Source organism: Streptomyces sp. NPDC093089 (assembly GCF_044754405.1).
In the GTDB taxonomy this organism is placed as follows: Bacteria; Actinomycetota; Actinomycetes; order Streptomycetales; family Streptomycetaceae; genus Streptomyces.
On record NZ_JBIVPA010000009.1, the window covers coordinates 290,596 to 301,804 of the forward strand.

The 11,209-nt window shown below is 75.6% G+C and carries 6 protein-coding genes and 2 pseudogenes; 5 read left to right on the plus strand and 3 right to left on the minus strand.

Features of this window, described 5'->3' with window-relative positions; all coding sequences use genetic code 11:
- Positions 1-122 precede the first annotated feature (122 nt).
- Entirely contained in the window at positions 123-1,019 is an 897-nt protein-coding gene (locus ACIQFX_RS22765; protein WP_402466252.1) for an RNA polymerase sigma-70 factor, read from the minus strand.
- 139 nt (positions 1,020-1,158) lie between these two features.
- Here ACIQFX_RS22765 and ACIQFX_RS22770 point away from each other — a divergent pair, with 139 nt between their 5' ends.
- The gene (locus tag ACIQFX_RS22770; protein WP_402466254.1) at positions 1,159-1,989 is read left to right on the plus strand and encodes an alpha/beta fold hydrolase; all 831 of its coding nucleotides are present in this window, start codon (positions 1,159-1,161) and stop codon (positions 1,987-1,989) included.
- 96 nt (positions 1,990-2,085) lie between these two features.
- On the opposite strand, the pseudogene ACIQFX_RS22775 reads toward ACIQFX_RS22770, so the two are convergent.
- A pseudogene (locus tag ACIQFX_RS22775) lies at positions 2,086-2,931 on the minus strand (EamA family transporter); the annotation flags it as partial.
- A gap of 40 nt (positions 2,932-2,971) precedes the next feature.
- Positions 2,972-3,357: pseudogene (locus ACIQFX_RS22780) on the minus strand (PucR family transcriptional regulator); the annotation flags it as partial.
- A gap of 105 nt (positions 3,358-3,462) precedes the next feature.
- Between ACIQFX_RS22780 and ACIQFX_RS22785 the strand changes: the two are divergent.
- The 4 genes from ACIQFX_RS22785 to ACIQFX_RS22800 all read left to right on the plus strand — a co-directional run bounded on the left by ACIQFX_RS22785 (position 3,463) and on the right by ACIQFX_RS22800 (position 11,122).
- The gene (locus tag ACIQFX_RS22785) at positions 3,463-4,902 is read left to right on the plus strand and encodes a PLP-dependent aminotransferase family protein (protein WP_402466257.1); all 1,440 of its coding nucleotides are present in this window, start codon (positions 3,463-3,465) and stop codon (positions 4,900-4,902) included.
- 198 nt (positions 4,903-5,100) lie between these two features.
- A complete protein-coding gene (locus ACIQFX_RS22790) occupies positions 5,101-6,690 on the plus strand; it encodes an alkaline phosphatase D family protein (protein ID WP_402466260.1) in 1,590 nt (529 codons plus the stop codon).
- Positions 6,691-6,770: 80 nt separating this feature from the next.
- Complete coding sequence (locus ACIQFX_RS22795; RefSeq protein WP_402466263.1) at positions 6,771-8,165, plus strand: SWIM zinc finger family protein; 1,395 nt, start codon at positions 6,771-6,773, stop codon at positions 8,163-8,165.
- A 275-nt stretch (positions 8,166-8,440) separates the two neighbouring features.
- Positions 8,441-11,122: a DUF6493 family protein gene (locus ACIQFX_RS22800; RefSeq protein WP_402466266.1), complete on the plus strand. Its 2,682-nt coding sequence runs from the start codon at positions 8,441-8,443 to the stop codon at positions 11,120-11,122.
- The last annotated feature ends 87 nt before the right edge of the window (positions 11,123-11,209 follow it).

Sequence of the window (11,209 nt, forward strand, 5' to 3'; positions counted from 1 at the left end):
TCGAACGTCCCCGAATGTGACCCTCTGGCCTAGATCGTTCACAGGACGTTCGCGCGCGCGTGTGCCGTGCGCAGCACTGTGCCCCGCCTCCCGGGGACGGGGGCGGGGCACGGGCGGTGCGGTCAGAGGCCGGCGAGGCCCTGGAGCTTGTCGGGGTTGCGGAGGATGTAGACGCACTGGACGCGTCCGTCGCGGACCTCGATCTGGAAGACGGAGTCGGGACGTCCGTCGACGAGGGAGATCAGGGCGGGGCCGCCGTTGATCTCGGCGAAGCGGAACTCGTACAGCTCCTCCGCGCCGTCGGCCACGGCGGCGAGGAAGCGGCCGACCTTGTCGGCGCCGTCCATGATCCGCAGCGGCGCCTTGGACTTGCCACCGCTGTCGCCGACCAGGCGCGCGTCCGGGGCGAGCAGGGCGAGGAGCTCGCCGAGGTCGCCGCCCGCCGCGGCGGCGAGGAAGCGTTCGGTGAGGTCGCGGCGTTCGGTGGGGTCGACGTCGTAGCGGGGCTTGCCCTCGTCGACGTGACGGCGGGCCCGTCCGGCGAGCTGGCGCACGGCGGCCTCGGAGCGGTCGAGGGCGTCGGCGATCTCGCCGTACGGGAAGCCGAAGGCCTCGCGCAGCACGAAGACGGCCCGCTCCAGGGGGGAGAGGGACTCGAGGACGACGAGGACGGCGAAGGAGACGGTGTCGGCGAGCAGTGCGCGCTCGGCGGTGTCGGGGGCGGCCGGGCCGAAGTCGGTGACGACGGGTTCGGGCAGCCAGGGGCCGACGTAGGACTCGCGGCGGCTCTGGACGTGGCGGAGCCGGTCGATGGCGAGCCGGGTGGTGATCCGGACGAGGAAGGCGCGGGGCTCGCGGACGGCCGCCCGGTCCTCGGCGGCCCAGCGCAGCCAGGCCTCCTGGACGACGTCCTCGGCGTCGGCCACGCGGCCGAGCATCCGGTAGGCGACGCCGAGGAGCGTCGGGCGGTGCTCCTCGAAGAGATCGGTCAGGGTGTCGATCGGAGTGTCGGTGGGCACGTGGCCATCCCAGCCGACGGCCACCCTCCTGTCCAGTTTCGGGCACGGTCTTGAACTCCCGGCTACCGAACGGTAATGCTCTTGCTGACAAGCCGTCTAAGGGGCCTGGCGCGCCAGGTGTTCAGGACAGGGAGCCGGTATGCCCGCACGGATCGCGTTCACGATCGAGACCCCCACGGGTCCCCGCACGACGTCGATGACGTACGAGCGGAGGGGCGCGGGGGAACCGCTGCTGCTGCTCCACGGCATCGGGCACCACTGGCAGGCGTGGGAGCCCGTGCTGGACGTGCTGGCCGCCGAGCGGGACGTGATCGCCGTCGACCTGCCGGGATTCGGCGCCTCGGACGCGCTGCCGGACGGTGCTCCGTACGACCTGTCCACCGTCGTCCCGGTGCTGGGCGCCTTCTGCGAGGCCGTCGGCGCCGAGCGCCCGCACGTGGCGGGGAACTCGCTCGGCGGGCTGCTCGCCCTGGAACTCGGCCGGGAGAAGCGGGTGCGCTCGGTGACCGCCCTCTCCCCCGCCGGCTTCTGGTCCGAGGCCGAGCGCCGGTACGCCTTCGGGACGCTGCGGGCCATGCGCGGCGCGGCCCGGTCGCTGCCGGTGCCGGTGATCGAGCGCCTCTCCCGTACTCCCGCCGGGCGCACCGCGCTCACCAGCACCATCTACGCGCGCCCCGGCCGCCGGTCACCCGAGGCGGTCGTCGCCGAGACGCTCGCGCTGCGCGAGGCGACCGGCTTCCACCAGACCCTGGCCGCGGGCCGGACCGTGCTCTTCCGCAAGGATGTGCCAGCGGTGCCCGTCACGGTCGCGTGGGGCACCCGCGACCGGCTGCTCCTGCGCCGCCAGGGCGTCCGGGCCAAGCACACCCTGCCGGGCGCGCGACTCGTCCAGCTGCCCGGATGCGGTCACGTGCCGATGAACGACGACCCGGCTCTCGTCGCACGCGTGATCCTGGACGGCAGCCGCTGACTCCGGCCGGGCCCGCCGCGTGAACAGGCCGGTGCCCAGGGCGGCACCGGCCCCCACCAGCAGGCCACCGGCCGCCTGCGGGAGGCCGAAGGAGGCGTGCCCGACGAGGGCGGCGCTCAGCGCGGCGGCGACCGGGATCGCACCCGTGTAGAGAGTGGCCCTCTCCATGCCGACCCGCTGGACACCCATGTAGAAGAGGACGAACCCGACGACCGTGGCCAGCGCCGCCTGCCAGACCAGCGCGCCCGCCTCCACGCCGGTCGGCGTCCGGACGAAGCCGGCCCCGTCCACGACGAGACCGACGAGCGCCGCCTCCACCGCGCCCACCCCGCACACGACCGCCGTCAGCAGCTTCGGGCCGAGCAGCCGCAGGACGGGCACGGCGAGCACCGTGAAGCCGACCTCGCCGACGAGCGCCGCCACCGACCAGCCGATCCCGGCCAGGTCCGTCCGCCCCCAGCCCTGCACGGTGAAGGCCCCCGCCGCCACGAGCAGCGCCCCGTACAGCACGGCGGGGGCGGGCCTGCGGCCCTCGGTCAGCGGGACCAGGACGGCGACGACGACCGGGGCGCAGCCCACCAGGACACCGGGGACGGCCGGTTCGGCGGTCCGCTCGGCGGCAAGCACCGCGAGGTTGAAGCCCACCATGCCGACGGCCGCGAGGGCGGTGAGTCGCAGCCAGTGGCGTGCGGTCAGGAGCCGCAGCGGAGCCGCTCCGCCCCGGCCGAGCAGCGGGATCAGGAGCAGACAGGCGGCTCCGTAGCGGAGCGCCTGCCCACCCGCGTACGGATAGGCGCCGAGCAGGCTGTTCGCGGTGAAGGAGGCACCGACGAGGGCGTAGGCGAGGGTCACGAGCAGGACCCCGCGCAGGGAGTTCGCGTTCATGGCTCCGACGCTAGGAAGCCGCGCGGCCCTCGTTAAGGTCCACTTCCACCGCTCCATCGGGGACCACTTCGCCGGAGCGCCGGAGGGATCACACCTCGCGCTCGGGCCCGAAGCGGGCCACGGGGGGGGAGGACTCGACGCTCCGCATCACGAGGTCGCCGTCGTCGTACGGCCGCCGGCCCTGCGCCACGGCCACCGCGTGGGCCTGGGCGAGGAGCAGGCCGAAGCGCTCGGCGAGCCGGCCCAGGTCGCTGCGCCCGTGGAGCAGGTCGTCGACGAACTCGCGGCGGGCGGCCTCTTCCTGACGGACCGCCGGTCGCCGCGCCTGCTCGTTCCCCTCGGCGAAGGCGTCGACGGACTGCTCCACCGAGGCGAGGAGGTGTTCGGCGGCCGCGCGGTCAGGCCCGGACCGAGCGCCCGCGCGGTGGCGAGGTGCGCCCTGACCAGGGCCCGCGGCCCGATGCCGGCCTCGGCGGCCCGCTCAAGGCCGCCGGCCGGATGCGTCCCGCGCGGTCCCGCCACGGCATACTCGGGGCAACGGACCGCAGGGGGCGACGAGATGGTGCGGCGGAAGGGCCACGGCCCCGGATGACGCAGTCACGAGAGGACACCGTTCCGGGTGCGGGCTCGCCCGGGCAGCCCGCCTGGGAGCTGCTGCTCCCGGCGGTGGGCGCACCGGCGCGCAAGCGCGGCCGGGCCCTCCAGGAGGCGCTGCGGGAGGCGGTGCGGGCGGGTCGGCTGGCATCCGGGACGAGGCTGCCGTCGACCCGTGAGCTCGCCGCCGACCTGGGCGTCTCGCGCGGCCTGGTGACCGAGGCGTACGAGCAGCTCACCGCCGAGGGGTACCTGCGCAGCGACCGGGGTGCGGGCACCTGGGTGGGCGGGGCGGCCAGGTCGGCCGTGCGCGGCACCCGGGACACGGCCGGGGGCGCGCCGGGGGCGCGGGTGGACTTCCGCCCCGGAACCCCGGACCTCTCGCTGTTCCCCAGGGCCGCCTGGGCGGCTGCCCAGCGGTCCGTCCTGGCACAGCTGCCCCATCCGGCGCTCGGCTACCCCGATCCCCGGGGGCTGCCCGAGCTGCGCGAGGCGCTGGCCGCGATGCTGGCGCGGCGGCGGGGCGTGGTGGCCGACCCGGAGCGGCTCGTGGTCTGCTCGGGAGTGGCGCAGGCGTCGACCCTGCTGGGATTCGTGCTGCGGGCCCGGGGGCTGGACGCGATCGGCGTGGAGGATCCGGGCAGCCCCGAGCACGGGCGGCTGTTCGCCTCGACCGGCATGGACACGGTCTGGCTGCCGCTGGACGACGAGGGGCTGCGCCCGGAGGAACTCACGGGGTCAGGGGTACGGGCGGTCGTGGTGACGCCCTCGCACCAGTTCCCGTCCGGGATCGGCTGGTCGGCCGCACGGCGCGCCGCCCTCCTCGACTGGGCGCGGGCCGTGGACGGTTACGTCCTGGAGGACGACTACGACGGCGACTTCCGGTACGACCGCGCGCCGGTCGGTGCGCTCCAGGGGCTCGACCCGGAGCGGGTCGTGTACACGAGCTCGGTCAGCAAGTCGCTCGCCCCCGGACTGCGGCTCGGCTGGATGCTGGTCCCCGCGGAGCTGCTCGACGAGGTCGTCGAACGCAAGCGGACGATGGACCTCGGCAACCCCGTGCTCGATCAGGCGGTGCTCGCCGAGTTCGTGGCCCGCGGCGGGTACGACCGGCAGCTGCGCCGCTGCCAACGCGCCTACCGGGAGCGGCGCGACGCCCTGCTCGCCGCCCTCGCGGAGCACCTGCCGGGCACCCGGGTGAGCGGCATCGCCGCCGGCCTCCACGTCATCGCGCGCGTGCCGGGGCGCTTCGGACCCCCCGAGCGGTTCCTGGCCCGGACGGCGGAGGCCGGGGTGGCGCTGCGGCACCTGGAGGAGTACGGCACGGCGCGGCCCGCGGACGGGGACGTGCGGCTCGTGATCGGGTACGCCCACCTGTCGCCGTCGTCGATCGCGACCGGGGTACGACTGGCGGCGGAGGCGGTCGGGGCGTGACGCGCGGGAGGCGACGGGGGAAAACCGTGGCCGACGTGACGGGGCGTGGGACGGTCGGGGCGCGGCCGTCGGGCGCTGGGTGGATCGCGCGCGTGGCGGGTGATCTGTTCACGCGGGGTTCGTGTGGGCGCCGTTCCCGGCCGTTAGGCATGGGGCGGCGCACCACGACCGCCCGGCAACGACCTCGGAGGCCCTCCCATGTCCCATCCCGTGCCCGGTTTCCCCTCACCCGACCGCCGCGGTCTGCTGCGGGGCTCGCTGGCCGCCTCGGCCGCGCTCACGCTCGGCGGTACCGGCCTGGCGGCGCCGGCGTTCGCGCTGTCGGGCCGGCCCCGGGCCGGCTGGGGCGTGCAGGCGGGCGACGTCACGGCCTCCTCCGGTCTGGTGTGGGTGCGGTCGGACCGGCCGGCGCGCATGGTCGTGGAGACCTCGGCGACCGAGTCCTTCCGGCGGGTAAGACGGCACCACGGTCCGCTGATCGGCGCGGGCACCGACTTCACCGGCACCACGGCCCTGCGCGGCCTGCCCGCCGGCGAACGGATCCACTACCGGGTCACGCTCGCCGACCCCGACGATCCGCGCCGGACCTCCGAGCCGGTCCTCGGCACGTTCCGTACGGCACCGGACCGGCGGCGGGACGGAGTCCGCTTCCTGTGGTCGGGGGACATCGCGGGCCAGGGCTGGGGCATCAACCCGGACATCGGCGGCTTCCGCGCGTACGAGGAGATGCGCCGGCTCGCCCCGGACTTCTTCCTGTGCAGCGGTGACTCGGTCTACGCGGACGGGGTGATCCAGCCGAGCGTGACCCTGCCCGACGGCCGGATCTGGCGGAACGTCACCACCCCGGAGAAGTCGAAGGTCGCGGAGACGCTCGACGAGTACCGGGGCAACTTCCGCTACAACCTCCTCGACCACAACGTCCGGGCCTTCAACGCGCAGGTGCCGTCGGTGGTGCAGTGGGACGACCACGAGGTGCGCAACAACTGGTACCCGGGGCAGATCCTGGACGACGCGCGCTACACGGAGAAGGACGTCGACGTGCTCGCCGCGCGCGCCCTGCGCGCCTTCGGCGAGTACACCCCGGTGTCCACGCTCCACGCGCGCGGTGGCGGGCGTGAGCGGCGGATGCACCGGGTGGTGCGGTACGGGCCGCTGCTCGACGTGTTCGTCCTCGACATGCGCTCGTACCGGAACGCCAACTCCCCCGGCCGGCAGGCCGACGACACCACCGGCATCCTCGGCGCCGAGCAGCTGGCCTGGCTGAAGCGGGAACTGGCCGCGTCCACCGCCGTGTGGAAGGTGCTCGCCGCCGACATGCCGCTCGGCCTGGTGGTGCCCGACGGCGCGGCGAACTTCGAGGCGGTCGCGCAGGGCGACCCGGGCGCGCCGCTGGGCCGCGAACTGCAGATCGCGGAGCTGCTGCGGTTCGTGAAGCACCGGCGGATCACCGGCACGCTGTGGCTGACGGCGGACGTGCACTACACCTCGGCCCAGCACTACGCGCCGGAGCGCGCGGCGTTCCAGGACTTCGCCCCCTTCTGGGAGTTCGTGTCCGGGCCGCTCGCGGCCGGCGGGTTCCCCGCGAACGCCCTGGACGGCACCTTCGGGCCCGAGCGGGTGTTCGTCCGGGCGCCGGAGCGGGCGAACCTGTCGCCGATGGAGAGCCCGCAGTACTTCGGCGAGGTGGACATCGACGGCCACAGCGGCGAGTTGACGGTGCGCCTGCGGGCCGAGGGCGGCGCGGTGCTGTTCGCCAAGACCCTGCGGCCGGGGCTCGTGGGCCAGTAGCCGGGGCCCGTGGGCCGGTAGCCGGGGGGCAGAGGGCCCGGCACGGGTGACTGTCAGTGCCGGGCCCTACCGTTTTTCCCATGACGCGATCCGTACAGGCGCTCGCCTACGCACGCCCTTCCGCGCTGGAGTCCTCGGGCTCCGGCCGGCGGCTCGGCCTGGAGACGGCGGGGGGCCTCACTCCCCGCGGAGCCGAGGCGCACCCCCGCTTCTTCTCCGGCTTCCTGGCCGCGCCGCAGGTCGCCGCGCGGGGTCTGCTCGCGGTCGCCGACGTGGCCGCGGCCCGCTACCACCACCGGACGCGGCCGGGGTCGCTGGACCCGGTGGTGACGGGGAACGGGGACCGGCTGCGGTTCGAGTCCTTCTCCGGCTGCGGCGGGGTGTACGCGCGCCTGGACGTCCTCGACGAGGGGCTCGGCGGCGCGGAGACCGGTCACGGCACCACCAACGTCGACGTCAACGACCCGCTGCGCGAGGCGCTGTCGCGCATGACCGGGGACGATCCCCTGTACCTGCGGGTCGGTCCCGAGGAGATGGCGGTGACCACCCTCGCGGGGGCGGTCGTGGAGAAGAAGGTGCCGCTGCCCGACCGCTGGTTGCGGGGCTTCGCCGAGGCGCAGGTCGCCTCGGCCCGGTTCGACCTGCGTGCGGAGTCGACCGGGCCGGAGGCGGTCCGCTTCCTGCGGTCACTGCCCCGCACGCAGGCACGGGGGCGCGGTCCGCTGTGGATGGTGCCGTCGGGCCGGTCCCTGCGTCCGACGACGCGGCCGGGCCCGGACGCGGTGTGCCTGGCGGGGCCGCACCGGCTCGACTCCCTGGAGCGGGTCCTGCGGCACGCGACTGGGCTGCGGGTGTACGGGCCGGTGCCGGACGGCGCGGCCGCGGCGAGCGCCTGGGAGGTGACCCTGCCGGGCACGCGGCTCACCCTGACGCTGTCGCCCGACCCGGCGCGGGGCTTCTCCGGCGAGGGCGGGGTCCTGGAGGCGCTGGCGACGGAGGAGTCGGGTCGGGACGCGGAGCTGGTCGCGGTGCTGCTGGCGTGGGAGCCCCGGATCGACCCGGGGGATCTCGCGACGCGGGCGGGGCTCCCCGTCGAGCGGGTGCGTACGGCTCTGACGCGGCTCGGCACGGCTGGCCGGGTGGGGTACGACGTGGCCGACGCGTCCTGGTTCCACCGCGAGCTGCCCTACGACGCCGACCACGCCGAGCGGCACAACCCTCGCCTCCTGGAAGCCCGTCGGCTGATCGCCGAGGACGCGGTGGCCCTCGACGGCGACCTGGCGACCGTGGCATCGGGCGACCGGCTCTACCGGGTCCGGCACGCGGACGGCGTCCTGAGCTGCACCTGCCGCTGGTGGTCCGACCACCAGGGGCGGCGCGGACCGTGCAAGCACGCGCTCGCGGTGCGGATGGTCCGCCGGGGCGCGACGGCCGCCGGGGCGGCGCGGGGAGCGGTGCGAGGAGCGGTGCGATGACAGGGCTCGAGAGGCGGAGGCCGGAGACCCTGGAGGGGTCGGGCGCGGCGGGGGCGGGGAGCGCCGCGCGTGCGGGGGAGGCCGAGGCGCCGACGAGGGGCAGGAGGAGCGACGAGGCCGTGGAGAGCGAGAAAACCGTCGAGAACGAGAGAGCCGTGGGGGGCGAGAAGGCCGTGGAGACCGAAAGGGCCGTGGGGGGCGAGAAGTCCGTGGAAACCGTGATCGAGGTCGGGAGGACCGTGGGGGGCACGAAGGCTGTGAGGGGTGGAGAAGGCATGGACTCCGGGACGGCCGAGGCGATCGACAAGCTGGTCGAGGCGGTACGGGCGGGGAGCGCCAAGGAGGTGCCCGGCCTGCTCGAACCGCTGGACGCGGCCGGGCGGAAGACGGCGCTCGTCCGGCTGAAGGCGCTGCGCACGGAGGTACGGGGCTGGGCGGACGCGCGGGAGCGGGAGGCGGCCCGTGTGCGGCGCGCGCTCTACGTCGCGGGGGCCGGCTGCCACCCCGGGGCCGCGGGGGCGGCGACCTGGCTGGGCGGGCGTGATCTGCTGGCCTGGCGGTCGCAGGACGGGGGCCTCGTGCTGCGCGTGGTGGCCGGACGGAGCGCGGAGTGGCAGGCGGAGTTGGCGGGCCGGCTCGCCGCCCGGCCGGCCGTGGCGGAGCACAGCTACGGGCTGATCCGCCGCCTGGTGGAGCGCTCCGGCTGCGCGCTGCCCGCGTCGGACGGGTACGTGCGGGCCTGGGCGCGTGAGGTCACCCCCGGCGGGCGCTGGGTCCACCGGGTGGACGAGGCTCCGCCGCTCCTGCAGCGGCTGCGGGTGGATCCGCAGACGCCGTTCCTCGTGGTGCACGCCCTGTCGATGCCGGAGCCCCCGGAGGAGGTGACCTGGGCGGTCGAGGCCGACTCGCCGAGGCACTGGCCCACGGCGGTCGCGACGCTCGTCGGGGAGGGCGTGGTGGACCGGACGGAGGTCGTGGACGCCGCCGTCTCCCGGCTGCTGCGCGGTGGCCGCCTGCACGACCTGCGGTTCCCGCTGGAGGTGCTGCGGCTGCTCGGACCGACCGCGGCGGAGTTCGCCGAACGGGTTCCCGACCTGATCGGGATCGCGGCGGACGCTCCGTCACCGGTCGCCGGGTACGCGCAGGAGTCGCTCGCCGCGATGGCGGTGGACGGGACGCTGTCGACGGCGGCGCTGGCCGACATGACGGGCGCGGTGCTCTTCCGCACCGAGAAGAAGCTGGTGCAGGCGCAACTGGTCCTGGTCGGCAAGGTGCTGGCGCGCGATCCGGGCGCCGCAAACATGCTGCTGCCCGCCGTGGCCGAGCTGTTCGGGCACGAGGACACCGCGCTCCAGGAGCGGGCCCTGAAGCTGGTGGGCCGGTATCTGTCCGCCGTGGGGGCCTCCGTGCGGAGGGAGCTGGCCGACCAGGCCGGACGGCTGGGGCCGGTGCACGGGCAGGCCTCGGCGGAGCTCTTCGGGACGGCGCTGGTCGCGCGACGCCTTGAGCCGTACGAGGAGATCCTGCCGCCGGTGTCCGGGCCCCGGCGGGTCGAGCCGCCGGCGACGACGGTAGAGGCGCTGGTGGAGGAGTTGCTGGCGAAGGGGGTCTCCGACGACCCCGTCCGCTTCGAGCGGGCCTTCGACGGGCTGGTGCGGCACGCCCACCGGGACCGGGAGGGCCTGACGCGCGCGGTGCGGGAGGCGTTCACCACCACCGACTGGGAGCAGCCGCACCATTTCACGCACCACTCCCACGGGCTGCACGCGGTCCTCGCGGGGCTGCTCGGCATCGCGGAGCGGGCATGGATCGACGCCCGGCTCGCGCGGGGCGGGGCGGCGCCGGACTGCCTCCACCAGGGACTGACGGAGATCACGGACACCCGGTTGTGGGAGGCCGCGGGGCTCGTCGGGACGGACGCGCTGCCCTTCCTGCTCGCGACGCCGACCCTGGACGGCGGCGGCATCGCCCCGACGGTGCTGGTGGAGCGGTTGCGCGCCCTTCGGGACGCGGGCGTCGAGCCCGCTCCGGCCGATCTGGCGCAGGCGCTGCTCAGGGTCCTGCGGGGCGACCCTGAGGCCGGAGAGGCCGCCGTCGAGGCGGCGGCGCTGGAGACCGAGGCGGGCCGGCGGCTGGCGGCGTGGCTGCGGGCGGACGAGCCGATGGCCGCGAGCGTGCGCTTCCTCCGGCGGGAGGGGCAGCGGTCGCTGCTGAGGTGGTCGGTGCAGGACCGGCTGGTCGTCGACATCGCCGACCGGGCCTTCCTGCGGGAGGAGTTCCCGGCGGCCTTCCGCTGGCTGGGCGGCACCCTGGAGGCGACGCCCCGCCGCTGTCACCACTGGGTCCGGGGCCTGGAGCACTGGGCGGCGGTCCTGCCGGCGGACCGCGAGGTGCTCGCGGCCTGCGTGCTGCCGTCGCTGACGCGGACCCTCGACAGCACGCGGGAGTCGACGGAGCCGCTGGCCCCGCTGGCCGAGGCCGAGGGCCCGGTCGGCCGGGCCGTCGCCCTCGCGCTGGCGCTGGGTCTGGGCACGGGGGACGCGGACGACCGGCTGCGGGCGGTGGACGCGCTGCTCGTGCTCGCCGCCCGGGGTGATCTGGACGCCCCCGGGGTGGGTGCGGAGCTGGGGTGGCTGGTCGCCGAGGGCACGGTCAAGCCGAACCGGCTGGCGGACGCGGCCCGGACGGCAGCGGGCACCGGGGCGTACGGGACGGTGTGGGCCGTCCTCGCGGCCGCGCTGCCGGAGCCGCTGGCGGTGGAGAAGCCGGTCCGTGGGCTCGGGGAGCTGCTGGCGGTGGCGGCCGACTGCGTCGAGCGGTGCGGGGCCGGTGGCGTGCCGGCGGGTCTGGAGGCGACGGCGGCGCGGGGTGGTTCCACGCAGCTGGCCACCCAGGCGAAGCGGCTGCTGGGCGCACTCCGCCACGGGGCCGATCGGACCTGGACGGAAATGGACTGAATCGGTCGTTAAGGCGCCAGATCGCCGCTTAACCCGTCAGTCACAAAGCGTTCGTGATCACGCAACACCACTGGGTCACAGTGAAGT

Bases quoted from the DNA above. Each gene is read 5' to 3' on its own strand.
- ACIQFX_RS22770 (WP_402466254.1), top strand. From the start codon at position 1,159: ATGCCCGCACGGATCGCGTTCACGATCGAGACCCCCACGGGTCCCCGC.
- ACIQFX_RS22800 (WP_402466266.1), top strand. From the start codon at position 8,441: ATGGACTCCGGGACGGCCGAGGCGATCGACAAGCTGGTCGAGGCGGTA.
- ACIQFX_RS22790 (WP_402466260.1), top strand. From the start codon at position 5,101: ATGTCCCATCCCGTGCCCGGTTTCCCCTCACCCGACCGCCGCGGTCTG.
- ACIQFX_RS22785 (WP_402466257.1), top strand. From the start codon at position 3,463: ATGACGCAGTCACGAGAGGACACCGTTCCGGGTGCGGGCTCGCCCGGG.
- ACIQFX_RS22795 (WP_402466263.1), top strand. From the start codon at position 6,771: ATGACGCGATCCGTACAGGCGCTCGCCTACGCACGCCCTTCCGCGCTG.